Consider the following 24,038-nt stretch of genomic DNA (forward strand, 5'->3'; position numbering starts at 1 on the left):
GGGGCAGGTGGGGCCCCTGGGGCGGGGAACGTACGATCGATGACCGTGCAAGGTTCGGAGAACTCTTCCCGTCGCGGCCGTCGCTCCTCCACCATGGGCGGCATGCCACTCAACGACATGCCGTGGTGGCGCTGGCGCAGCAATGTGCGCTCCGCGCTGCACATGCTCTCCGACCCGGTGTTCCAGCGGGACGTCTGGCTGGCAGGCGTCGAAGGGTACGGCGACGTGACCGACGCCGTCTACCGCCTGGTCGAGGACACCTGGCTGGACAACTGGTCCGCCGAGAAGTACGTCGGCACGATCTTCCGGGACTCCCAGGAGGCGGCGCTCGTCGACACCGCGGTCCTGCGGGTGCTCCGCATCATGCACCAGGTGGGCCCGGACGCGCCGGTGTCCGCCTACCTCGACCATCACGCCTGGCCGGAGGCGGTGCGGGCGGCCCGCGACGCGCATGTGCGCCTCGCGGCGAGCGACGGCGAGGACCCGGACACGCAGCCCCGCAGCCTGGAGGTGCTGCGGATCATGACGCGGTCCGCTTAGCGGACGGAGGGCCGCGCGGGGGCCCGGACGTGAGACCCTGTCCCGCATGAGCGAGCAGTCCTCCCGCGCCGCCGCGGCGCAGGCCGAACAGTACGTCCTCATCCTCTCGTGCCCGGACAAGAAGGGCATCGTGCACGCGGTGTCCAGCTATCTGTTCATGACGGGTTGCAACATCGAGGACAGCCAGCAGTTCGGCGACCACGACACGGGACTGTTCTTCATGCGGGTCCACTTCTCGGCCGACGCGCCGGTGACGGTGGACAAGCTGCGCGCCAGCTTCGCGGCGATCGGCGACTCCTTCGGGATGGACTGGCAGATCCACCGGGCCGACGAGAAGATGCGCGTCGTGCTGATGGTCAGCAGGTTCGGGCACTGCCTGAACGACCTGCTCTTCCGCACCCGGATCGGCGCGCTGCCGGTGGAGATCGCGGCGGTGGTGTCCAATCACACCGACTTCGCCGAGCTGGTGGGGTCGTACGACATCCCCTTCCACCACATCCCGGTGACCAGGGACACCAGGTCCGTGGCCGAGGAGCGGCTGCTCGAGATCGTGCGCGAGGAGAAGGTCGAACTGGTCGTCCTCGCCCGTTACATGCAGGTCCTCTCCGACGACCTGTGCAAGCAGCTCAGCGGCCGGATCATCAACATCCACCACTCCTTCCTGCCGAGCTTCAAGGGCGCCAAGCCGTACCACCAGGCGCACGCCCGGGGAGTGAAGCTGATCGGCGCGACGGCGCACTATGTGACCGCCGACCTCGACGAGGGCCCGATCATCGAGCAGGAGGTCGAGCGGGTGGGTCACGACGTCACCCCGGACCAGCTGGTCGCGATCGGCCGGGACGTGGAGTGCCAGGCGCTGGCGCGCGCGGTCAAGTGGCACGCGGAGCGCCGGATCCTGCTGAACGGGCGCCGGACGGTGGTCTTCGCGTAGCGCGGCCCGGGGAGCCGGCCCGCGGTGCCGGCCGGCGGTGGTCTCACATACGGCTGAGCGACGCCGTCGCGCACAGCACGTCCCGGATCGCCTCGCGGTCGCCGACCTGACCGGCCGCCGCCTCCCGCGGGGCCACGTGCCCCGCCGCGAGCCGGCAGAACTCCACGCCGTCCAGCGCCACATGGGCCACCTCGTGGTCCGCGGAGCCCACCGCTCCGGGCGAGTCGAGCGGGATCAGCCACTGGCCGCCGCCCAGCCCCTCGACCTCCAGCCGCAGACTGCGCCCGGGTTCGCCCGCGGTCACCAGGTGTCGGGCGTGAGCGGGGGAGGCGAGCCCGGCCTGCCGCCGGGCGGCCAGCACACCCGGCAGCATCCGGGCGGCGAGGTCGATCATGCGGTGCAGATGGCGCGGGGCCGGCGGGTCGTACGGGTAGTCCACCGCCTCCGCGATGTCCTCGGCGTGCACCCAGCACTCGAAGGCGCGGTCCAGCATCGCGTCGGGCAGCGGCAGTTCGAAGGCGCCGTACGGCACCGATGGCGCCTTCACGCAGTTCGCGGCGAACGAGACCATCCGCACCAGGGCGTGCGTCTGCTCCCGCCACGGCGTCCGCACCGAACGCGCCGGCGGGGAGAGCGCGGCCCGCCAGTACGCCTCGGTGCGCTCCGCGGGGGTGGGGCCGTCCGCGGCGGTGGTCGCGTCGCCGAGCGGGTCGTCCAGGCCGAGCGCCACCGCGACCAGCCCGTCGACGCTCATCAGATGCGCGATGACCCCGGCGACGGTGGTGTGCCGGCTGGTGGCGTCCTCGCCCTCGAACCACCGCAGCCGCACCGGCGCGTGCCACTCGGAGTCGCCTATGTCCTGGAGCAGCGCGTCCAGGCGCGCGGTCTCGGCGTCGTAGGGCGCCGCCCAGCCGGGCACCGGGAGGTGCGGCGGCCGCCGCTCGAGACAGCTCTCCAGGACCCGGGTGCGCAGCCCCGGGTCCAGGTCGAGGGTGTCGGGCCGGTGCAGCAGCCCGACCGCCTCCCGCAGCCCCAGTGCCTCCTCCGCGCAGTCGCCGCACCCGCCGAGGTGCTCTTCCACGGCCGCCGTCTCCTCCGGTGAACACGCGGCCAGCGCCCATGCCCCGAGCAGCGACTTCAGCAGGTGGTGCGCCGGTACGCCCCGGTCCTTCGGCTCCGCCGGTTCCTTCGGCTTCTGGGGGGCGTTCGGGGTCATGCGGCGCCTCCGTAACCGGAGGGCGCGCCGGGGGTGTCCGTGTGGTGGGCGGTGGAGAGGAGCTGGAGGCCGAGGCGGAGGCGGCGGCGGGCCTCGTCCTCGGTGACGCCGAGGTCGGCGGCGGTCTGCCGGTAGTCGCGGCGCTGGAAGTAGGCCAGTTCCAGGGCGGCGCGCAGCGGGGCCGGCATGGCGTGGACGATGTAGTCGGCGCGGGCGGCGGCGGAGGCGCGGCACACCCTGCGCTCCAGCTCCTCGGCGGAGCCCGGACCGCCGCGGGCCAGCGCGGCGGTCTCGGTGGTGCGCAGCCGCTGCACGGCGAGCCGGTGGGTCAGCCCGGCCACCCAGGCGCGCAGCGGGCCCTGCCGGGGGTCGTAGGAGTCGGGGTGCTCCCAGACGTGGGCGAACACCTCGCGGGTGATCTGGTCGGCGGCCCGCTCGTCGCCCAGGACCCGGTGGGCCAGGCCGTGCACGAGCGAGGCGAAACGGTCGTAGAGCTCACCGAGGGCGGCCGCCTCTCCCCGCACGAGCCGCTGCCGCATTCCGCGGTCCCAGTGGGGCGGTGCGTCCTTCTTCGCCATGAGGCCCCCTCCGCGCCCGGCCGTGCCGCGGCCCGCGTCCCGGCCCGCCCCCGTCCGGCGTGTGTGTCCAGCGTGTCCGACGTGGTCTTCTCGAATGTAGTCGGCATGTCCGACAGCGCACGCCCCTTTATGACAATGTGCGCCCCCTGAAGAGCCGCTGGTGGTAGGGGAAGCCAGGGGTGCTATGACCTTTGTCAGGCGACTCGACCCTTCTGTCCCGCCTGGTCTTTCGCTTTCAGGTCAACTCGGATCGAATGCGACCGAAGGTGACCGAAACAAGCCCCTGACCGAACGCTCTCGGTTTGCTCTACGGCGTTTGAGGGAACGGCCGCTGGGCAGCCGCGCGGAAAGAAGCGTAGAGACTGGTTCCGTTTCCGGGCGGTTCCGGAGAAGTTCCGGCTGACGGAGGGCGGGCCGTGGCGTTCAAGGTGACCGACGACGAACAGGGCGAGTGGAGCGTGCTCCGGGTCGCCGGGGAACTGGACCTGGTGACCTCGCCGGTGCTGCGCCAGAGAGTGCACGAGGTGGTGGCCCAGGGGCGTCACGACCTCGTCCTGGACCTCTCCGAGGTCTTCTTCTGCGACTCCAGCGGCGTCGGCGTGCTCATCGCCGCCCGCCGTCTGATCCGCTCCTGCCAGGGCCGGCTGCGTCTGATACTCCCGGCCCGCGGCGCGGTCGACGGCTCCCACGTCAACCGGGTCCTCGGCGCGCTCGGTGTCCGGCGCCTCTTCGACGTCTACCCGGACGTCGCGGCCGCGGTGGACGACGAGCCGCTGTCCGCCTGACCGGCCGGCCGCCCCGGCGGACAGCGCCGTCCGGTCGTCACGAGTCCGGTCGTCACGGGCCGAGCCGTCACGAGTCCGGTCGTCACGGACCGAGCCGTTACGAGCCGAGCCGTTATGAGTCGAGCGCCGTTGTCCCGGAATTCCCCCGGTCTTGACACAACCGTGGTTTTGGTGCCCCGGACCGCTCTCCGCGTCGTACGCTCCCTGCCAGATGCAACCCCACACGTAAGGCGGCCCGTAAGACATGGTCAGCAGCGAGTACGAGCGCAGGATCGCGGCGCGGTTCGCCACCTTCGACCAGGACGGCAACGGCTACATCGACCGCGAGGACTTCAGCGTGGCGGCCCGCTCGCTGCTCGCCGAGTTCGCCACCGCCGCCCGCTCCGACAAGGGCCAGGCCCTGTACGCGGGCGCGGAGGCCTTCTGGCAGGGCATGGCCGGGATCGCCGACCGCGACGGCGACCAGCGCATCACCCGGGAGGAGTTCGTGACCGGCGCGGTCAAGCGCCTGCGCGACAACCCCGAGCGGTTCGCCGAGATCGCCCGTCCCTTCCTGCACGCCGCCCTGGCCGTCGCGGACACTGACGGCGACGGCTCCGCCACCATCGAGGACACCGTGCGCGTGCTCCGGGTCCTCGGCGTGCCCGAGGAGGCTGCCCGGCCCATCGCCGCCGCGCTCGACACCGACGGCGACGGCAGGGTGGGCGAGCAGGAGATCGTGCCCGCCCTCGCCCGCTACTTCACCGTCCCCGAGTAGTACCCGCCCCACCCCACCACCGCAGCCGAAAAGCCCTCGCACAGCTGGCACTTGAGCCCCCTCCGCGGCGCCTCGCGCCGTGGCGGGCGTTGCCGCGCGCGCAGAGGGGCAGGGTTGTGCAACACGCCCGGGCGCGTGAGCAGTTCGGAGTGCCGATCGGTGCCTTCCGGGCCGTGCGGGACACCGCGGCACAGGCCGCCGGCGGACCTCGTGGACATCGGCACGGCCCGGCCGCTCGCGCGCGGGGCCGCCGCGCGTCGTGCCCGCGTGCGGTGACATCGGCGGTTCGGAACGGCTCCGCGCCGCGGTCTCCCGGGCATGAATGTCACCGATCGTGGCACTGCTTCATCACGGAGCGTTGATGTCGGGTTGTGTCCCGCGCGTGACTCGTCACGTCCCGGAGCCGCCCTCGTGCTCGGGTACCTTGTGTGGAATGCGAGTGGTTCCGAGCCCGAGCCATCCCATGACGAGCGTCGCACAGTATGCCGCACGGGTACTCCTTCGCGCTGGAATATGCCTGAAGCGCTTGTTGCGGTGACGGCACGTCAACCATGCTGTCTCCCAAGGGAGTCACGTTCCGTGACCCTTGCTCTGGCTGTTGTTCTGGCCATGCAGAAAATGGCTACGATCGTGGCCTCGTGAGGCGCGAGGCTGTGTGTCCGCCGGTTCGGATGGTGTGAGCGGTGCAGGTGCTTCAAGTGCAGCTGGAGATCCGGCCCGACCCCGCGGAGGTGGGGCGAGCCCGGCGGTGGGCCCGCTCCCGTCTCGCCGGGTCGGGGATAGCGGCGGACGAGCCGCTCGCCGAAACCCTCGTCCTGCTCGTCTCCGAACTGGTCACCAACGCCGTGGTGCACACCGGTTGCCCCGCCGTGCTGCGGCTGTTCCTGTCCGCGGGCCCGGCCGGGGCGGTCACCGTGCGCCTGGAGGTGACCGACGCCAGCGCCCGGGCTCCCGTGCCGCGCTGCCCCGGCGACGAGTCGACCGGCGGCCGCGGCCTCGCCCTCGTCGACGGTCTCGCCGACCGGTGGGGCTGGTGCCCGGAGGGCGTGGGCAAGCGCATCTGGTGCGAACTCGACCGCTGTGCCACGACGGTGGACGCGGTGGAGACGGTGGCGGCGAGCAACTGCGGTCGCACGGCCCCGGCGTACGAGGGTTTGGCCTACGGGGTCTACGGGGTCTACGGGGTCTACGGGGGTCTGGCGTACGGAGCCGTGTAGGGCGAGTGTCCCGGTGTCCCGGCGGCGAGGCCGTGCGCCGGGACATGCTTCTGTGCGCATCCCGTTGCGGTGGGGCATAACGGGTAAATCGCCAAGGCGGTGTTGACGCGTCGTGTTCGCTTGATCACGCTGGTGGTCAGCGATTCGCCGCGAGGGGACGACGAGGGCTGGGGCACCGGAAGTCCTCGACGAGCGTGGGTCGCGATGTCGGCGCCGACCGGTCCCTTCAGGGTCCGGGGGGTGGGACCGGCGCGCCGGGATCGGATGGCGGCGCGCGCTGCCGTGTTCGGGGCGGGCAGGGGCGCGCCGCCAGCCGGGCTCGCCCTGTCCTGCGGGACACCCGGACACTTGTCCACAGGCTGTGGACAACTCTCCGGATCTAAGACCTCAGGCCTCAGACCTCCGCCCCGGTCCGCGTGGAGCCGCTCACCCGGAAGGTCCGCCGGTAGGCCGTCGGTGTCACCCCGAGTGCCGTCTGGAGATGCTGTCGCATCGACTGGGCCGTGCCGAAGCCGGCATCCCGGGCCACCCGGTCCACGGACAGGTCCGTGGACTCCAGCAGGTGCCGGGCTCGTTCGACGCGCTGCTGGGTGAGCCACTGCCCGGGACTGACTCCGGCCTCCTCGCGGAAGCGCCGGGTGAAGGTCCGTACCGACATCGCCTCCCGCGCGGCCATGTCCTGCAACCGGATGGGCTCGTGCAGGCGGCCCAGCGCCCATGCGCGCGCGGTGGTCGTGGTGGCCAACTGCTGGTCGGGCACCGGCCGGTGGATGTACTGCGCCTGACCGCCGTCGCGGTGCGGCGGTACGACGGTCCGCCGGGCCACCTCGTTGGCGACCGCGGTGCCGTGGTCGCGGCGCACCATGTGCAGGCACAGGTCGATCCCGGCCGCGACGCCCGCCGAGGTCAGCACGTCGCCGTCGTCGATGAACAGCACGTCCGCGTCCACCTCGACCCGCGGGAAGACCCGCTGGAAGCGGTCGGCGTCGGCCCAGTGCGTCGTGGCGCGCCGCCCGTCCAGACACCCCGCCGCGGCCAGCACGTACACGCCGGTGCAGATGGAGGCGAGCCGGGTGCCGGGCCGGATGTGCGCCAGGGCGGCGGCCAGCTCCTCGGTCAGCACCCCCTTCTCGTAGACCGGGCCGAGTTCGTACGAGGCCGGGACGATCACGGTGTCGGCGGTGGCCAGGACCTCCGGCCCGTGCGGCACGTGGATCGAGAAGTCGGCGTCCGTGTCCACCGGCCCGGGAGGCCGGATCGAGCAGGTGACGACCTCGTACAGATGCCGTCCGGCGGTGTCCACGGGCCGTCCGAAGATCCGGTGCGGGATGCCCAGCTCGAAGGGCAGCAGCCCGTCGAGGGCGAGGACGACGACGCGGTGCGCGCGGAACTCCGTGGTCCTGTGCATGGCCCGATCCTAGCGAATGCTGTCCTTCGGGCCAGTGGAGGAGATCCGGGCCGATACCGGAAGCTCTATGGCGTGACCCAGACAACCGAACCCGCGTCCGCCACCGCGGCCCGGACGCCGTCCGCCCGCCGTGCGGCCCGCGTCCACCGAGCGTGGTTCGTCGCCGCCGTCACCTTCGTCACGATCACCGGCGCCGCTGCCTTCCGCTCGCTGCCCGGCCTGCTCATCGACCCGCTGCACCAGGAGTTCGGCTGGTCGCGGGGCACGATCGGCGCCGCGGTCTCGATCAACCTCGCGCTGTACGGGCTCACCGCGCCCTTCGCCGCCGCGCTCATGGACCGCTTCGGCATCCGCCGGGTGGTCGCCGCCGCGCTCACGGTGATCGCCGTCGGCTCCGGCCTGACCGTGTGGATGACCGCCGCCTGGCAGCTGTGGCTGTGCTGGGGCCTGCTGGTCGGTCTCGGTACCGGCTCGATGGCGCTCGCCTTCGCGGCGACGGTCACCAACCGCTGGTTCACCGCGCGGCGCGGCCTGGTCACCGGCATCCTCACCGCCGCCTCCGCCTCCGGCCAGCTGATCTTCCTGCCGTTCCTGTCCTGGACCGTCCAGTCGCACGGCTGGCGCCCGGCCGCCGTCACGGTGTCGCTGGCGGCCCTCGCCGTCGTCCCCTTCGTCTGGCTGCTGCTGCGCGACCACCCCGCGGACGTGGGCGTCAAGCCGTACGGCGCCGACGAGTTCGTACCGAAGCCGGAGCCCGTGCCCGGGGCCGCCCGCCGCACCCTGGCCGTCCTGTCCTCGGCGGTGCGCACCGGCCCCTTCTGGCTGCTGGCCGGCACCTTCGCGATCTGCGGCGCCTCCACCAACGGCCTGATCCAGACCCACTTCGTGCCCGCCGCCCACGACCACGGCATGCCCATCACGGCGGCCGCCTCGCTGCTCGCGGTCATCGGCGTGTTCGACGTGGCCGGCACGATCGCCTCCGGCTGGTTCACCGACCGCTTCGAACCGCGCCGCCTGCTCGCCGTGTACTACGCGCTGCGCGGTGTCTCGCTGCTGTTCCTGCCGATGCTGCTGGCGCCGAGCGTGCACCCGCCGATGATCTTCTTCATCGTCTTCTACGGACTCGACTGGGTCGCCACCGTGCCGCCCACCCTCGCCCTGTGCCGGGAGCACTACGGCGAGGACAGCGCGATCGTCTTCGGCTGGGTGCTCGCCTCCCACCAGGTCGGCGCGGCGCTGGTCGCCTACTTCGGCGGCCTCGCGCGGGACGTCTTCGGCTCCTACGACGTGGTCTGGTACGCCTCGGGCGCGCTGTGCGCCGCGGCGGCCCTGATGGCGCTGGTGATCCGGCGGCGGCCGGCGGCCCTGAGCCCCGCGGCCGTGTGAGGCCTCCGGCGGCAACGCATCCGGCGGGGCGTCGGAGGTCGTCAGTCCGGCCGCCGGGAGACCCGGCGGCCGCCCTTGCGGGCGTTCTCCTTCGCGATGGCCCCGGCGATCCTCTCGGCGTCCAGCGCCAGTTCGCGGAGCATGCCGCTGATGGGGTTGGTGAAGCCGGTGAAGTACAGGCCGGGCGCGTTCTTCGGCGTGCGGCGGCCGCGGACGATTGGTCTGCCACGGGAGTCGAGCACGTCCAGATGGCCGACCAGCCCTTCCAGGGCGCGCACGTAGCCGGTGGCGGCGACGACGGCGTCCGGCTGGATGCGCGTGCCGTCGGCGAGGAGGACCTTGCCGCTCTCGAAGCCCTCCACGGCGGCCACGATCTCGACCCTGCCCTTGCGGACCGCGTCGACGAGACCGGCGTCCTGGACCGGGATCGAGCCCTCCTCGACCCGCGAGTACAGGCCGGTGCGGGGACGGGGCAGGCCGTGCGCCGACAGGTCCGGCACACTCAGCCTCGCCAGCGGTCTCGCGAGCACGTCGACGAGCCGGACCGGCAGCCGCCGTACGAGCACCCCGGTGTACTGGGCGGCCCACCCGGCGGTCGACCGGCGCACGATGTGCGGGGCGGTGCGCACCGACAGCCGTACGCGCGCGGCCCCGCCCTCCACCAGGTCCACGGCTATCTCGGCGCCGGTGTTGCCGACGCCGACGACCAGCACGTCACGCCCGGCGTACGGCTCGGCGTTGCGGTAGTCGCGGGCGTGCACGAGTTCGCCGGGGCCGCTCTGGTACGTCTCCCGGCCGGACCAGTCGGGCACGCGGGGCGTGTGGTTGTGGCCGGTGGCGACGACCACCGCGCCGCCGGTCAGTTCCCGTCCGCCGGAGGCGCGCAGCAGCCAGCCGGTGCCGTCCGGCGCGGGCTCGACGCGGGAGACCTCGACGCCGGTCACGATCTCCAGCCGGTGGTGCTCGGCGTACTTCTCCAGGTACCGCACCACGTCCTCGCGCGCGACCCATCTGCCGAACCGGCGCGGCATCGGCAGTCCGGGCAGCGCGGACAGGCGCCGGGTGGTGTGCAGGCGCAGCCGGTCGTAGTGCCGCCGCCAGGACGCCCCGACCCGGTCGGACTTCTCCAGGACGACCGCGCGTATCCCCCGCGCGCGCAGCGCCTGCGCGGCGGCCAGCCCGCCCGGACCGCCGCCGATGACGTAGACGGGACGGTCGGCCTGCCGCGCCGCGGAGGCGGTGGTCGAGTCGGTCATGAGCGCGAGAGTAATCGCCCATCTGGTTGATGGGTCGCGGTCAACGCGGAAATCGGTTGCAGGTTGATCACAAGTGAACGACCGTATGTTCACAACTGAACGGCTGTGCGGTCCGGGTGTGCGGCGGTGTCTAATGGGCCGGTGACCGCCGACCTTCGTGACCCCGGGAACCTCGCGACCGTACGGACCTCGGGGCACGGGCTGCTGCTGCGCCCATGGGACCCGGAGTCCGACGCCGACGTACGGGCGTGGCTGCGCGGCATCACCGACCCGGAGTTCTGCCGCTGGAACACACCGCTCGTGCCCGTCACGGATTTCACCGGCGCCCGCGACTCCCTGCGGGCACGGGCCGCGCGTGCGCGGGAGGGCTCGGGCGCGTCCTTCGTGATCGCGGACGCCGGGAGTGCCACGACGCTCGGGCACATCGGCGCCAACGACATCCGCCTGCGGCTCGGCGTCGCGGCGATCGGCTACTGGGTCCTGCCCGAGGCCCGTGGACGCGGGGTCGCCACCCGGGCGCTGAAGCTGGTGGCGAGCTGGGCGTTCGGCGAACTGCGCCTGCACCGGCTGGAATTGGACCACGCCGTGGGGCACGGGGTGTCCTGCCGGGTCGCCGAGCGCTGCGGCTTCCGGTACGAGGGCACGATGCGCGGCGCGATCTTCGAGTCGGGGCGCCGCGACGCCTTCCGGGACGCGCACCTGCACGCGCGTCTGGCCACGGATCCGGAGCCGGACGCCCCGTAAATTCGGAGGCGCCGGACGGCCGTGGGCAGGACCATGGGGCATGCCTTCCGACGACTGGTACCTGACCGACGACGTCGAGGAATTCCTGGCGCGCGCAGGAGAGTTCCTCCGCTCACGGCCCGCACCGCACACCGTGCACCTGACGGTGACGGAGAGCCTGCGCTCGCGCGGCGCGCGGGTCTACGGGGACGCCGACCCCGAGTTCGGCGTGCTGGCCGGGGAAGACGGGGCGGGCGTACGCGCCGCCTTCCTCCGCACACCGCCTCATCCGGCCTTCCTCACCGCCCTGACCGAGGAGGAGGCCGCCGTGCTGGCGGCGCGGCTGGTCGATGAGGGACGCGGGGTGTCCGGTGTCACCGCGGACCGCGACACCGCCGCCGCGTTCGCCGGGGCCTGGCGTCGCCTCACCGGCGCCGAGGTCTCCCTGCACCAGCGGATGCGGCTCTACCGGCTGGGTGAGTTGACCGTGCCGCACCCGGTCCCGCCGGGGCGGGCCAGGGTGGCGGGGGAGGCGGACCGGAAGCTACTGGCGCGGTGGTACGAGGAGTTCTGCGCCGCCGTCGGTGAGGCGGCCGTCCAGGACCCGGAGAACTGGGCGGACGAGCGCGTCCGGCGCGGTGGCGTCATGTTCTGGCAGGACCCGGACGGGACGCCCGTCGCCATGGCGGGCACGGCTCCGAAGGTCGCCGGGCAGGTGCGGGTGGCCGGCGTCTACACACCGAAGCACCTGCGGGGGCGCGGGTACGCGGGCGCCGTCACGGTCGAGGTCAGCCGGGCCGCGCTGGAGTCGGGGGCCGAGGAGGTGCTGCTGTTCACCGACCTCGCCAATCCGACCAGCAACGGCCTCTACCAGCGGATCGGTTACCGGCCGGTGTCCGACTTCGCGGTGTACGACTTCGGCTGAGCCGGGTCAGGGCCACAGCAGTTCGCGGGCCCAGCCGTCCGGTGTGCGGCGGTAGCGGAGCCGTACGTGGCGGCGCTGGGCGTCGCCCTGGAAGAACTCGGCCTCGGTGGGCTGGAGGCGGTAGAGGGTCCAGGAGGGGACCTCGGTGTCCGGGGCGCTCCGGGCCCGCTCCCAGGCCGACTCCGAGGCGCGGGTCAGCTCGTCCAGGGAGTCCAGGACCTCGCTCTGGTGGCCGGTGAGGGCGGCGGCCAGGGCACCTGTCGAACGGGCGTGCAGGTCCGAGTGGGCCTCTCCCGGCGGGGCGGCCGTGACCGGGCCCCGGACGCGGACCTGGCGGCCCCGGACCGGCCAGTAGAAGGCGAGGGCGGCGTGCGGACGGGCGGCCAGCTGGCGGCCCTTGCGGCTGCCGGCGTGGGTGGCGAAGGACCAGCCCGCGGCGTCCGCTCCGTGCAGCATCACGATGCGGACGTCCGGCCGGCCCTCCTCGTCCGTGGTCGCCAGCGACATCGTGTGCGGCTCGGGCTGCCCGGCCGCCGCCGCCTCCGCCAGCCACCGCGCGAAGAGGGGCAGCGGGGTGGCGGGCGCCGTCGCGGGGTCGAGGGCGGGCAGTTCGGTGAACTCCGGGTCCCAGACGCGAAGTGACGCCAGCAGCTCGTGAAGATCCGGTTCCATGCCCCGAGTATCGCCCCCGACGCCGGAGCTCAGCTCTTCCGAGCCTCCTCGGCCTCCGGGGCCTCTTGAGCCTCGGGGACCTCTTCGGCCGCCTGCTTGTCGCGCAGCGCCTGTTCGACCGCCTCCCGCACGCGGGCGTCCTCGCGCAGCTTGCGCCGGGCCCGGCCGCGACGGGCGCGGACGACCGCGCCGGCGATGACCGCGATCAGCAGGACGAGGATCAGCAGCAGCATCCACGGGACGGCCCAGCCGTGCGCGGTGGCCCGGACCGGATCGAGCGAGGTGGTGGAGCCCGACGCGTCGGTGAGCAGGGGAGTGAGGGTGGCGGTCGCGGTCAGGCTGACGCCGGGCGTCACGCCGTGCACGGGCACCTTCACCTTCCAGCTCTCGCCCGGGAGCAGCTCCGGCGGTGAGGGGATCCTGCCCGCCTCGGTCCGCAGCCATCCGAACGGGCCCGCGACCGACACCGTCTGCCCGGCCGAGAGCATGGCGTTGCCGGTGTTGTGGATCGTGTACGTGACGGTGGCGTCGCCGGCGGCGAACGGGTTGGCCGAGCCGGAGTAGTCCACGCGCAGGTTCTCGACCGCCAGGTTCGGCCTGAGGTCGCCGCCGACCCGCAGCTTGACCCGGATGCCGAGGCGCCGGTCCACGTTGATGCCCTCGGCCTCGTCGGACTGCCGCAGCGAGGTCAGGACGCCGCCCACGTAGTCGCCGGGCGTGGCGTTGCCGGGAACGGTGACCGTGAAGGGGACCTGGACGGACTTGCCGGGCCGGAGCACGACGCTCTTGCGGTCGGCGTGGACCCAGGCGCCGACGCCGACGGACTTCTTGTCCCTGGTGAGCAGGTCGAGTTGGCCGGTGTCGGTCGTGAAGCCGTCGGCGGCGTAGACGGCCAGGGTGAGCGGGGACTTGCCGCGGTTGGAGACGACCATGGCGTCCTCGACGCGTCCACCGGGGTTCACGGCGTAGCTGAAGCTGGACCGGTCGGCACCGTAGCTGTTCGGCGCCGTCCTGACCGTCCAGGTGACGTCGCCGCCCTCCGCGGCGGCCGGAGTGGCCCGCAGCCCGGTGAGGGCGAAGGCCATGAGCAGGGTCAGGGCGGCGGTACGGACGAGGGCCGTGACCGTGGTCTTCCGGCGCGTTGCGGGCAGGGGCATCTCGGGGTCCTCGGGCGGTCTGGTGCGGGTCTGGGGCGAGCGGAGGGGGTGGGCACCGGAAGGCGCCCACCCCCCAGGGTCAAGCGGTTACGGTCAGCTGCTCAGCGCAGTGATCGTGAGGGTGGCGCGGTAGGCGCCCTTGTCGACGCTGCCCGGGATCTTCAGATCCAGGTCCGCGCCCAGCTTGGCCTTGCCCTTGGGGTGGCCCTGGTCGGCCCAGCCGAGCCCGCGCGAGACGGACAGACCCGCGCCGCCGTCGTAGCCGGAGGCCACCTCCCCGCTGGCCTTGGCGCCGGCGCCCTCCTGGAGCACGTTCGGCGTCCAGCCGAGGTAGGCACCGGAGAACACCTTGTCGGCGTCCTTGAAGTCACCCACGCTGGCCGAGATCGACCACGGGGCGAGCGAGCGGCGGCTGTCCGACACGAGGATCGGGTTGATCCTGCCGCCGGCCTGGAAGTACTCGCCGTCGTGCTCCTTGGCGGTGCCGAGGTCCACCAGGCCGTTGTAGCCGTCGATCGTCCAGCCGAACTCGCCCGGGGCGGCGTTCGGGACGTTCACCTGGATGTCCTGGCCGTCACCGTGGTACGGGTGCACGGTGACCTTGTCGACGATCGAGCCGACCGGCTGACCCGAGGGCGTGTTGGTGCAGGAGCTCTTGCCGAGCTCCACCGCCGCGTTCGGAGCCGCACAGGTGCCGCTGCGGACGTTCTCGACGACGAGCTTGTCGTTGCGCACCTTGACCTTGACGTAGCTGCGGACGTTCTCCTGGTTCTGGACCGAGTTGAACCAGTAGTTGTCCGGGTTCAGCGGGTCGGCACCGTTGCCGGCGCCGCTCGTGCCGCTGCTGTCCGGCTTGGTGATGCCGTAGTACTTCGAGCCCGAGGCCGAGTTGGCCGTCACGTACAGCACACCCCCGGGACCGGGGTACACGTCGGCGGCGCCGGGCTGCTCGTCCTTGTTCTGCTTCTCGCTGTTCTTCAGCAGGTAGCTGCGCGAGTAGGCGTGGTCGTGGCCGGCCAGCACCAGGTCGACACCGAGCTTGGAGAACGCGGCCGGCAGGTCGTTGCGGCGGACCTTGGCGTCGGAGTCCTTGGCGTGCGAGGCCGGCGAGTACATCGCGTGGTGGAAGACGAGCACCTTCCACTTGGCCTCGGAGCCGTGCTTGTTGATGACGTCCGTGACGTAGTCGATGTGCGCCGCGTCGCCGCCGCCGCCCTGGCTGGTGGCGTAGCTGTTGCTGTTGATGTCGACGAACAGCACATCCTTGTAGATGTACCAGTAGTTGCCCCCCGACGTGTTGGAAGCCGGGTTGCCGTTCGAGTACAGCGGTGCCGAGCGGTCGGTGTTCGGCGTGTAGAGGTGCTGCTCGTACGCCTTGCCGCCGACGTCGTGGTTGCCGATGGTGGCGGCCCACGGGTACTGGCGCAGCTGGTCGGGGGCGAGGAAGGCGTTCCACTGGGACTCGGTGTTGGCCGTCTCGACGTGGTCACCGCCCGACACCAGCAGCTCGGAGTCCGGGTTGGCCCCGAGCGCGACGTCCAGGGTGTCCTGCCAGCCGGCTTGGTCCTTGGCGGTGTTGCCGGACGAGCCGATCTGCGGGTCGCCGAAGAACAGGAAGTCGTAGTCGCCCTTGAAGTCCTGCGTCCTGAAGGTGTACGTCGAGGACCAGTTGCCCTCGGAGCCGACCCGGTAGGAGTAGGCCGTGTGCTCCTGGAGGCCGGTGAGCGTGGCGTGGCGGTTGTAGCCGCCGCTGGTGGAGATGTTCTCGCCGCCGAGAGCGTCGAAGACGGTGGCGGAGGCCGGGAACTCCCCGTTGTCGAGCTGCGCCGCCGGGGCGAGCTGGACCTTCTGCGTGGTGTCGGCCGAGGAGTACCAGGTCACGGTGCGCTGGGACTCGTTGGCGCCGACGCCGAGGATGATGCCGGTGAACGTGCTGGTCTCGGCTGCCTGGACGGGGGAGGCCAGGCCGCTGCCGAGGGCCACGGTCAGGCCCAGGAATGCCGCGGCGGCACCAGTGGCCACGCGGCGCCGCGCCGACCCGGAGACCGGCGAGGAGGGTCTCGAAATCATCAGATTCGTTCCTTTAGTGCACGGAGGTGCATGGAATGGAGGCCATCAAGGTCTCCGGATTTGGTAAATCAATCGCAAATGTGATCTTGGGATTGGCTGAACTTCGCGGTAGACCTGGGCAGTTCTCGGCCACCCTCGGCCGTTTTCGGCCGCTCTCAGCCTTCGAGCACCCGCTGCACGAACCACACCAGGCCCATGGCGGCCACGCCCGCGCACAGTGCGCCGGTCGCCCAGAGGCCCGCCCTCGGCGCACGGCGGTACAGCAGTGCCAGCAGCGGGAAGACGATCGCGATGATCCCCAACTGCACTGCCTCGATGCCGACGTTGAACACCAGCAGGGACCACAGCAGGGTCCAGGACCACGGCTCGTCGATCCCCAGTGCTCCCGCGAAACCCAGGCCGTGCACGAGACCGAAGCAGAACACGACGCCGAGGCGCAGCCATCCGGCCCGGTCCAGGCCCAACGGGCCCTCGACCGCCGGGTCGGGAAGGGCGGCGGCACGGTTACCGCGCCGTGGCAGCCGCCACAGGTGCCAGCCGGCGACGACGGCGATCGACAGCGCGATCACGGGCTCCACGATCCGCTCCGGCACGTGCACCAGGCCGAGGGCGGCGAGCAGGAACGTCACCGAGTGCGCCAGGGTGAAACTCGTGGCCGCGAGCACGATCTCGCGCAGGCGGCGGGACCCGGCGATGAGCGCCAGCAGGAACAGGACGTGGTCGACACCGGTCAGCAGGTGCTCGGCGCCCAGACGGAAGAACTCCCAGAACCGCTCGTACCACGACTGGCCGATCGAGAAGGACGGATGGTCGGCGTCGAGCGCGGCGCTGCCGGAGAGGCCTGCGAGGTCGTAGGTGGCGATCGTCCGGGTGCCGCGGACATAGCCCTCGGAGTCGGGGAAGAGCGTGCTGCGCACCTCGGGGTCGCCGCCCTGTCCGGGGCAGGTCCACTCGAGCGGCACGGCGGCGTACGGCACGCCCTCCCGCCGGCCGATCCTGAAGTCGCCGGCCCGGGACGGTGTGCAGGCCTTGCCGCCGGTGCCGACCGAGAAGCGCTCGGTGACGTACCTGACGGCCGACTCCGCGTGGGAGCCGAGTGCCGCTGCCTGTCCTTCGGTGTCCCCGGCCTCGAACGCGGCGGTGCCCGCCCGGAAGAGGGGATCGTCGTGCTCGGCGTCGGCGGCGGACACGACGAAGAGGTCGTACTCCAGCTCCAGCACCGTGCGTATGCGGCCGCCGTCGCCGTTCGTGACGTGGACGTACACGACCGACGAGAAGCCGTGGGCGGAGGCCGGTTGCCCGAGGCCCAGGAAAGCGATCACCGCCGCGGTGATCCCGACGAGGGCGCGGCGGATCCGTGATGACATGGTGGCTCCTTGAGGTTTCCCGTGCACGGTGCATGTCACCGGTGAACAAACTCCGGCCCATCGGCGAACCGTTGAGAAACAAGCCCCGCAACGGCGCTCGCGGAGGCGACCTGCGGCGACCGGGATAGCAGGATGGCGGCGCACCCCCTCATCACTCGGAGGACGATCGCCTTGCGCTCCCCGCTTCGGGCCGTTGCCACGCTGGCCGCGGCCGCCGCGCTGGTCGCCGGATGCGGCTCCGGCGACGACTGGTCACGGCCGCACGCGAAGCCCACCGCCGTCGGCATGCTCGGCGCGGGGTTCACCGACCCCTCCGCCCCGCCCACCCCGGAGGCCACGGTCACGCCGCGGCCCGATTCCTGGAAGGGGGTGCACCCGCCGAAGGGCTACCGCGTGGTGCTGCTCACCGCGGGCGACGACCGTCCGACCAGGGCCTTGGTGTCAGCGGTCGAGGACTGGGCCGCGAGCGAGCACGTCGATCTCAGGACGGTGACCGCGGACGGCCCCCACGACCTCGTTCCCGGCATCGGCAGGGCCGTCGACATGGGCCCGGACCTCGTCATCAGCGCGGGCAACGATCTCGTCGACCCCCTCGCCGTGGTCACCGCGAGCCATCTGTCGCAGGAGTTCCTCGTCGTCGGCGCGGAGCTGGCCGAACCCACCCACAACGTGACGGCGGTCGACTGGTCGGGTGCGTCGTTCCGGGGCGAGGGCCTCGGCATGTCCTCGACGTACGACCCGGAGTCGTTCACCGCCGGTCGCTGCGCGGCCGCCGTCCGCGCGGGCGTCGCGGCCGTCCTCCACAACCTGACGGGCATCGTGATCTGGCTCGACCACGTCTAGCCCCGACCAAGCCCGCCCCGCGCGATTCGGTTCTCCCCCCAACGCGGCAGGCGGCGGTCCACTTGGGTGGACCGCCGCCTGCCTGACAGGACTTGGGGCCTGGAGGGAGTCCGAGGCCGGGGCGCGGGCTATCGTGTCGGCTTCTTGCCGGTGATGCCCAGGTGGATCAGGAGAGCCAGGTTCGGCTTCAGGTCGGCCTGTTTCACCCCCGAGACGAAACCTTTCTGGTGCGAGGCGACCGCCGCGAGCATCGCGACCAGCGAACCGGCGATCGCGGCCGGATTCACATCCTTGTCGACCCGGCCCTTGGACTGGAGTTCGGTGACCGAGTCCGTCAGGGAGTTGTTCACGGAGTTCAGGATCTTCATACGGATCTTGTAAAAGCGCTTGTCGCCCTCGGCGGCACCGAGATCGATCACGCGCAGAATGGCGTCGTTGCGATGCCAGAACTCGAGAAATCCGTCCACGAGTTCCTGCGCCGTCTGCCAGCCGGACTTGCCGGTCCAAGACCGGCCTTCCAGCAGCTCGGCCAATCCGGCGCCCTCGGCGGCCATTTGATCGGCGATCTCCAGAACGGCGCCCTCGACGTCGGGGAAGTATTGATAGAAGGTCGCGGGCGAAGTGCCCGCCTTCCTGGCGACATCGATGACCTTGACGTCCCGGTAGGGGGAGGAGCTGAGCATCTCGCTGAGGCAGTCGAGCAGCTTCTGCCGGGTCGCCTGCCCACGTCGACCGGCCACGCGGCCGTCGACGGTACGCACTTGTCCTGTCATGTCGTCAGCTTACCGAGCAGTGATCGGAGCGCGATTCGGCCGAGTGCAAATGGGGTGCGTGGGCTCAGAGAGGCTGGTGTGCCTGGTCTGCGGGTCGCACGGGACCCGGCTAGTTTGGCGACATGGCCGAAAACAGGGCATCCGCGAGCACAGAGGGCATCCCCTGCTGGGTGGATGCGCAGCTTCCCGACGTCGAGGCGGGAAAGCGGTTCTACGGTGAGCTCTTCGGGTGGAGCTTCGCGGAGGAGACGTACGGCGGATCCGTACCCGCCCGGCTGGAGGGGGAGCCCGTCGCCGCGCTCTCCCCGAAGACGGACGGCCGTATGCCCACCGTCTGGACGGTGTACTTCACCACCCCGGACGCCCGGGCGCTGGCCGAGCGGATCCGGGCCGCCGGCGGGCAGGTCGTGACGCCGCCCGCCCAGGTCGACGGCCTGGGCACGGCCGCCCTCGCCGCCGATCCCGAGGGCGCCGTCTTCGGGCTGTGGCAGCCGGACAGCCATCAGGGCTTCGGCAGGCGCCACGAGCCGGGCACCTTCGCCTGGGCCCAGCTCTACGCCCGCGACACCGAGGCCGCCAACGACTTCTACGGCGGACTGTTCCACGACGCCCTGTTCGGGCCCGGTGCCGAGCCCGACTTCGGCCGGTCCGCCGTCTCCGACGTCTTCCCGCCCGAGATGCCGCCGCACTTCCTCGTCCACTTCCGGGTCGCCGAGACGGAGGCCGCCCTCGGCGCGGTGGCCCGGCTCGGCGGGCGGGTGCAGGTGCCGCCCTTCGGGGCGTCGTACGGAACCGTCGCCGTCGTCGCCGACAATCAGGGGGCGTCCTTCGCCCTGCTGGAGAGGTGAATTCCGCTCCCCGGCCGGGAAGAGGGGGTTTTGCGGCATGACATCCCGATGTGTCGCCGGGTTCGCAACCTGTGCGCCGGACAGGAAGAATCAGGGTGCGTGCCGCCGCGGCGGTGCGGTGGTGAGACGCTGCACTTCGGTCGCGTACATATGTGGGTGGCGCGGCTCGTACGGGGAGGTGGCAGGCAAGTGGTGGATCAGCTGACGCAGCACGACCCGCGGCGGATCGGGCCGTTCGAGGTGCTGGGACGGCTGGGTGCCGGCGGCATGGGGCTGGTCTATCTCGCGCGCTCGGCGTCCGGCCGGCGCGTGGCGATCAAGACGGTCCGGACCGAGCTGGCCGAGGACCAGCTGTTCCGGGTCCGCTTCACACGTGAGGTGGAGGCCGCGCGGGCGGTCTCCGGCTTCTACACGGCCGCGGTCGTCGACGCCGACCCGCGCGCCGCCGTGCCGTGGCTGGCCACCGCCTACGTCCCGGCGCCCTCCCTCGAGGAGATAGTGACCGAATGCGGTCCGCTCCCGGCCCAGGCGGTGCGCTGGCTGGCGGCGGGCGTCGCCGAGGCGCTCCAGTCCATCCACGGCGCCGGGCTCGTCCACCGCGACCTGAAGCCGTCCAACGTCCTCGTCGTCGAGGACGGGCCTCGGGTGATCGACTTCGGGATCGCCTCCGGGGTCTCGAACACCCGGCTGACCATGACGAACGTCGCCGTCGGCACCCCCGCGTACATGTCCCCGGAGCAGGCCAAGGACTCGCGCAGCGTCACCGGCGCCAGCGATGTCTTCTCGCTCGGCTCGATGCTGGTCTTCGCCGCCACCGGGCATCCGCCCTTCCACGGCGCCAACCCCGTCGAGACGGTCTTCATGCTGCTGCGCGAGGGCCCCGACCTGGAAGGGCTCCCGGACGAGCTGCGTCCGCTGATCGAGTCGTGTATGCAGATGGAGGCGACCGGCCGGCCCAAGCCGGCCGACCTCCAGGCCCAGCTCGCCCCGCATCTGTTCGGCTCCGGCTCCGACGACAGCGGTACGGCCTCCGCCTGGCTGCCCGAGCCGGCCGTCGGCCTCATCGAGTCCCGCCGCGGCGGCCGCCTGGCCGTGCAGCCCGCCGCGCCCGGCCCCCGCGGCGGCGGCCGGCTCCCCGTACCGCCCCCGCCCTCGCACAGCCCGGCCGTACCGGCGCTGCCCGGGCCCGCGCCGGTGGGCGTCCCCGACTCCGGTCCCGTGCGGCTGGCCGGCGCCCAGGTGCCGATCGGTCCCGGTCCGCGCGTCGCCGACGCCCGTGCCGCCGCCGTCAAGGCGCCCCCGCCCGAGGCGGGCCTGGCCGCCACCTGGTCCAGGCCGCACCCCGGCGTCAACGGCGCCGACCCCGCCGTACCGGCCGTGCCGCCGGCGCCGCCGGAGACCCCGGCCGGCTGGCGGCCGTGGCGCTTCCGCATGTCCAACGACGTCTGGGGCACCCCGTCCGTCGTCGACGACCTCGTCTACGTCACCTCCTTCGAGGTGCACGCCCTGGACGTGGCCACCGGCCGCCGCCGCTTCAAGACCCGCGACGTGGCCTGGTCCATGGCGGTCGCCGACGGCCGGGTGCACGCCTCCGACGGGCCCACCCTGTTCGCCCTGGACGCTCGCGAGGGCGCCGACCTGTGGCGCTTGCAGACCGACTCCTGGGTGTACTCCCTCACGGCCGACCGCGGCACCGTCGTCACCGGCACCCGCGGCGGGGGCGTCCAGGCCTGGGAGGCCGCCGGCGGCCAGAAGCTGTGGGAGATCGCCGGCTGCCAGACCGACTTCGAGTCCCCCGAGGCCGGCCCCGTCGTCCACGACGGCACGGTGTACGTCTGGCAGGACGCCCGTCTGCGCGCCCTGGAGGCCCGCACGGGCGAGGAGCGCTGGTCCTACCCGATCGGCGACGCGGCCTCCTGCGGCGGTGTACCGGTGCGCGTCACCCCGGCCCCCGACGGCTACGTCTACATCTGCGCCGGCACCCGCGTGCTCGCCGTGGACGTGGCGAGCGGCCACGTGCGCTGGCACTTCGAGGCCCCCGCGGTCTTCCTGTGCCCGCCGGCCTTCGCGCCGGGCCCGGCGGTGAGCGGCGGCGGCATCTACCTCGCCGACTACCTCGGCACCGTCTACGCCCTCGACGCCACCGACGGCCGCGACCGCTGGCGCATCGCCACCGAGTCCCGCGCCTCCGTCGCCCCGGTCCTGGTCGCCGCCGGACACGTGCACGTCGGCAGCGGCAGGGGCCTGTACACCCTGGACGCGGTCACCGGCACGCCCAAGTGGCGTTTCCAGGCGGGCGGCGAGATCGTCGGCTCCCCGGCGGTCGCCGAGGGCCGTATCCACTTCGGCTCCACCGACCACCTGCTGTACACGCTCAAGGCCGACGACGGCCGGTTGCGCTGGAAGCTCGCCACCGGCGGCGAGATCACCGGCTCCCCGGTGGTCAGGGACGGAGTCGTGTACGCGTGCAGCAAGGACCGCTGCGTGTACGCCCTGGACGCGGAGAAGGGGACGGGCACCGCCCGCACCACCTGATCCGCGCCAGGGCGGTGTGGTGACGGCCGTCGTACGGGATACACGGAAAGGGCCTCGGACGACGGCCGTCGGTCCTGGTCAGCGATGCTTTCGTCACCGCTCACGCAGCTGACGCTACTCCGCGTGCGGGTCGGTTGCCACGCGAGTCCCGGTGCGCCGCCGCTACGCCGATAGGGTGATCGCATGCAGACGCGGGGGCGCAGGATCAGGTTCACGGCGGTGTCGGCGGTGGTGGTGCTCGCGCTGACGGGCTTCTCCCAGGGCCACGGGCACGGGCGCAGCAGGCACGGCGGCGGCGGTGGTGGCGGGTGCAGCAACTCGCACCAGGACCACGACAGTTCGACGTCCAGCGGCCCGTACGGCAGTTCGTCCAGCGGCTCTTACGGCGGCTCTTACGGCGACTCGGACGACGACGGCGGGACCAGTGGCACCGGCGGCACCTACAACCGCCGTCCCGGCTACCGCTCCACGCCCACTTCCCCCAGCGGCACCGGCAGGAGCCGCGGCCTGCGGGACGCCACGGTGAGGCTGATCGGCTGCGCGACGCAGAAGAGGCCGTACGCGACCGTCGAGGTCACCAACCCCAACGACAGCAAGGCCGACTTCCAGGCCTGGGTCACCTTCTACGACACCGAGGGCACCCAGCTCCTGAAGAACTCGTCCCCGGTGGTCGCGGTACCCGCAAAGGGCAAGGCCACCACCGAAGTCCCCCTCGGCGAACCCTTCCTGTCCTCGGCCACCCACTGCGAACCGGACCCCACGGCCTCGCCCAGGAACTGACCGCCCCCGGCCAAATCCGGAGAGGCAAGTGGAGGATTCGGGCCACCGCTGGGAGCTGTGACCTGGGGTCGCGGGTCTGTGGGTTGGCCCAAATCCTCCAATTGTTCCGCTGCCTGTGGGCAGTTACTTCGCGCTCGTGAACAGGGCTGTGCGGATCTGCTCGATCATGAACGATGGGCGGTGGAAGACGTCTTCGGCGGTGAAGCGGAGGAGGCTTCGTACCTCGGGGCACTGGAGCACCTGGTTGAAGCGGGCGATGTCCTGGCGGTGGGAGTCGCGGGTGCCGTGATAGGCGTATCCCTCGATCTCCACGGCAAGTCCCGCCTCGCGGAAGAGGAAGTCGAGGCGCACGCGGCGTCCGGCCGGGGTGATGATCTCGGCCTGTGACTCAGGGTGGAGACCGGCGTCGTGCAGGCGCAGCCGGGCGATCGTCTCGGCCGGCGAACCGGCGCGTGGGTCGCACAGCAGCAGCCAGGTTCTCGCCCGCGCCGTACCCCGGCAGCGGGCCTTCAGCGTGGCCTCGACGGAGGCCATGTCGGTGAGCGGTGGACGGCGGGCACCGTCGACCTTCCGATACCCGAGCGCGGAGTCCACGGCGACGATCGCGTCGTCCCTTGGGCCGGCCCGGAGGAGGTCGGTGAGCGTGCGGCGCGCGCTGGTGAACCGGAGGCCTTGCAGGCCCTCGACCACCTCGGCCCGCTCCAGGAGCATGCGATGCACCCGCACGCCTGTCTCATTGCCGTGCACGGCGCGTCCGGGATCGATGAACTCCAGCGTTGCTCCGGCGCCGCTGCCCAGCGTCTCGATCCGCCAGAGCGCGGCTGCCGAGCCGTGGCTGGCGACGAGTCGTGGCCTGACGAGTTGCACAGCACGCAGCCGTGTGGCGAGGGCCGGGGCACTTCCCGGCTCCGCCCACGCACCGGCATACAGCGGCAGCCAAGATGCATTCGCTGCCATTGCCGTTGCTGCTCTCGTGTGCAGGAGGAGCTTGCCGATCCGCGAAGTGCTCGACGTGCCCAACTGTCGTGCCTTGCGGACGCGTTCGCCACGCCGCTCGAAAGACCGGTCCGTGTTCAGCGCCCTTTCGATGACTACGGGTTGGGCAGGCGAGTGACCGTATCCGCATCGAGGTCACCGACCCGCTCCGAACATACTCAGCGGCCTCCTGCACGCGATGGACAACGGCGAGGTTGGCGCCTGAGGCGTTGCCGTACATGCGGCGGTGGGGCTGAGCCTGCGCTCGGCCCCACCGGGGTGCTGCTTTGGGCTCG

Annotated in this window: 22 protein-coding genes; 12 read left to right on the forward strand and 10 right to left on the reverse strand. The window is 72.1% G+C overall.

Annotated features, from left to right (window positions below; all coding sequences use genetic code 11):
• Positions 1-39 precede the first annotated feature (39 nt).
• A complete protein-coding gene (locus ACWEK3_RS17920) occupies positions 40-540 on the forward strand; it encodes an SCO4402 family protein (protein WP_361412590.1) in 501 nt (166 codons plus the stop codon).
• A 46-nt stretch (positions 541-586) separates the two neighbouring features.
• Positions 587-1,471 (forward strand): formyltetrahydrofolate deformylase, encoded by an 885-nt coding sequence (purU, locus tag ACWEK3_RS17925; RefSeq protein WP_450541188.1) that lies wholly within the window; start codon positions 587-589, stop codon positions 1,469-1,471.
• 43 nt (positions 1,472-1,514) lie between these two features.
• Here purU and ACWEK3_RS17930 read toward each other — a convergent pair whose 3' ends face one another.
• The gene (locus ACWEK3_RS17930; RefSeq protein WP_450541190.1) at positions 1,515-2,687 is read right to left on the reverse strand and encodes a zf-HC2 domain-containing protein; all 1,173 of its coding nucleotides are present in this window, start codon (positions 2,685-2,687) and stop codon (positions 1,515-1,517) included.
• Complete coding sequence (locus ACWEK3_RS17935; protein ID WP_450541192.1) at positions 2,684-3,265, reverse strand: RNA polymerase sigma factor; 582 nt, start codon at positions 3,263-3,265, stop codon at positions 2,684-2,686. The genes ACWEK3_RS17930 and ACWEK3_RS17935 overlap by 4 nt, the downstream gene beginning before the upstream one ends.
• Positions 3,266-3,681: 416 nt before the next feature.
• Here ACWEK3_RS17935 and ACWEK3_RS17940 point away from each other — a divergent pair, with 416 nt between their 5' ends.
• The 3 genes from ACWEK3_RS17940 to ACWEK3_RS17950 all read left to right on the forward strand — a co-directional run bounded on the left by ACWEK3_RS17940 (position 3,682) and on the right by ACWEK3_RS17950 (position 6,024).
• On the forward strand, positions 3,682-4,050 hold the full coding sequence (locus ACWEK3_RS17940; protein ID WP_225074654.1) for an STAS domain-containing protein: 369 nt from the start codon (positions 3,682-3,684) through the stop codon (positions 4,048-4,050).
• 244 nt (positions 4,051-4,294) lie between these two features.
• Positions 4,295-4,807: an EF-hand domain-containing protein gene (locus tag ACWEK3_RS17945; RefSeq protein WP_453250070.1), complete on the forward strand. Its 513-nt coding sequence runs from the start codon at positions 4,295-4,297 to the stop codon at positions 4,805-4,807.
• Between the two features lie 698 nt (positions 4,808-5,505).
• Complete coding sequence (locus ACWEK3_RS17950) at positions 5,506-6,024, forward strand: ATP-binding protein (RefSeq protein ID WP_453250071.1); 519 nt, start codon at positions 5,506-5,508, stop codon at positions 6,022-6,024.
• Between the two features lie 394 nt (positions 6,025-6,418).
• Here the strand turns inward: ACWEK3_RS17950 and ACWEK3_RS17955 are convergent, their stop codons facing one another.
• Complete coding sequence (locus ACWEK3_RS17955) at positions 6,419-7,432, reverse strand: GlxA family transcriptional regulator (RefSeq protein ID WP_450541195.1); 1,014 nt, start codon at positions 7,430-7,432, stop codon at positions 6,419-6,421.
• A 72-nt stretch (positions 7,433-7,504) separates the two neighbouring features.
• On the opposite strand from ACWEK3_RS17955, the gene ACWEK3_RS17960 reads away from it, so the two are divergent.
• A complete protein-coding gene (locus ACWEK3_RS17960) occupies positions 7,505-8,818 on the forward strand; it encodes an MFS transporter (protein ID WP_376541962.1) in 1,314 nt (437 codons plus the stop codon).
• Positions 8,819-8,859: 41 nt separating this feature from the next.
• On the opposite strand, the gene ACWEK3_RS17965 is transcribed toward ACWEK3_RS17960, so the two are convergent.
• A complete protein-coding gene (locus ACWEK3_RS17965; RefSeq protein WP_453250072.1) occupies positions 8,860-10,074 on the reverse strand; it encodes a flavin-containing monooxygenase in 1,215 nt (404 codons plus the stop codon).
• Between the two features lie 141 nt (positions 10,075-10,215).
• On the opposite strand from ACWEK3_RS17965, the gene ACWEK3_RS17970 reads away from it, so the two are divergent.
• Positions 10,216-10,818 (forward strand): GNAT family N-acetyltransferase, encoded by a 603-nt coding sequence (locus ACWEK3_RS17970; RefSeq protein ID WP_450541199.1) that lies wholly within the window; start codon positions 10,216-10,218, stop codon positions 10,816-10,818.
• Positions 10,819-10,858: 40 nt separating this feature from the next.
• Entirely contained in the window at positions 10,859-11,722 is an 864-nt protein-coding gene (locus tag ACWEK3_RS17975) for a GNAT family N-acetyltransferase (protein ID WP_450541201.1), read from the forward strand.
• 6 nt (positions 11,723-11,728) lie between these two features.
• Here the strand turns inward: ACWEK3_RS17975 and ACWEK3_RS17980 are convergent, their stop codons facing one another.
• The 4 genes from ACWEK3_RS17980 to ACWEK3_RS17995 form a co-directional block, all read right to left on the reverse strand.
• Positions 11,729-12,394 carry a pyridoxine/pyridoxamine 5'-phosphate oxidase gene (locus ACWEK3_RS17980; RefSeq protein WP_450541203.1) on the reverse strand — a complete coding sequence of 222 codons (666 nt, stop codon included), beginning with the start codon at positions 12,392-12,394 and terminating at the stop codon, positions 11,729-11,731.
• A gap of 29 nt (positions 12,395-12,423) precedes the next feature.
• Positions 12,424-13,551 (reverse strand): WxL protein peptidoglycan domain-containing protein, encoded by a 1,128-nt coding sequence (locus ACWEK3_RS17985; protein ID WP_453250073.1) that lies wholly within the window; start codon positions 13,549-13,551, stop codon positions 12,424-12,426.
• Between the two features lie 93 nt (positions 13,552-13,644).
• Complete coding sequence (locus tag ACWEK3_RS17990; protein WP_450541207.1) at positions 13,645-15,621, reverse strand: fibronectin type III domain-containing protein; 1,977 nt, start codon at positions 15,619-15,621, stop codon at positions 13,645-13,647.
• Between the two features lie 155 nt (positions 15,622-15,776).
• Positions 15,777-16,988 carry a HupE/UreJ family protein gene (locus ACWEK3_RS17995; RefSeq protein ID WP_453250074.1) on the reverse strand — a complete coding sequence of 404 codons (1,212 nt, stop codon included), beginning with the start codon at positions 16,986-16,988 and terminating at the stop codon, positions 15,777-15,779.
• 171 nt (positions 16,989-17,159) lie between these two features.
• Here ACWEK3_RS17995 and ACWEK3_RS18000 point away from each other — a divergent pair, with 171 nt between their 5' ends.
• Entirely contained in the window at positions 17,160-17,831 is a 672-nt protein-coding gene (locus ACWEK3_RS18000; RefSeq protein WP_450541211.1) for a hypothetical protein, read from the forward strand.
• A 128-nt stretch (positions 17,832-17,959) separates the two neighbouring features.
• On the opposite strand, the gene ACWEK3_RS18005 is transcribed toward ACWEK3_RS18000, so the two are convergent.
• Entirely contained in the window at positions 17,960-18,592 is a 633-nt protein-coding gene (locus ACWEK3_RS18005; RefSeq protein ID WP_450546665.1) for a TetR family transcriptional regulator, read from the reverse strand.
• A gap of 134 nt (positions 18,593-18,726) precedes the next feature.
• Here ACWEK3_RS18005 and ACWEK3_RS18010 point away from each other — a divergent pair, with 134 nt between their 5' ends.
• From ACWEK3_RS18010 to ACWEK3_RS18020, 3 genes are all read left to right on the forward strand, one after another.
• Positions 18,727-19,452 (forward strand): VOC family protein, encoded by a 726-nt coding sequence (locus ACWEK3_RS18010; RefSeq protein WP_453250075.1) that lies wholly within the window; start codon positions 18,727-18,729, stop codon positions 19,450-19,452.
• Positions 19,453-19,641: 189 nt separating this feature from the next.
• Entirely contained in the window at positions 19,642-21,987 is a 2,346-nt protein-coding gene (locus tag ACWEK3_RS18015) for an outer membrane protein assembly factor BamB family protein (protein WP_384432462.1), read from the forward strand.
• A gap of 183 nt (positions 21,988-22,170) precedes the next feature.
• Positions 22,171-22,767 carry a hypothetical protein gene (locus ACWEK3_RS18020; protein ID WP_453250076.1) on the forward strand — a complete coding sequence of 199 codons (597 nt, stop codon included), beginning with the start codon at positions 22,171-22,173 and terminating at the stop codon, positions 22,765-22,767.
• Positions 22,768-22,890: 123 nt separating this feature from the next.
• Here ACWEK3_RS18020 and ACWEK3_RS18025 read toward each other — a convergent pair whose 3' ends face one another.
• Positions 22,891-23,724 (reverse strand): endonuclease domain-containing protein, encoded by an 834-nt coding sequence (locus ACWEK3_RS18025; RefSeq protein ID WP_453250077.1) that lies wholly within the window; start codon positions 23,722-23,724, stop codon positions 22,891-22,893.
• Positions 23,725-24,038 lie beyond the last annotated feature (314 nt).

This window comes from Streptomyces sp. NPDC004721, assembly GCF_053601495.1.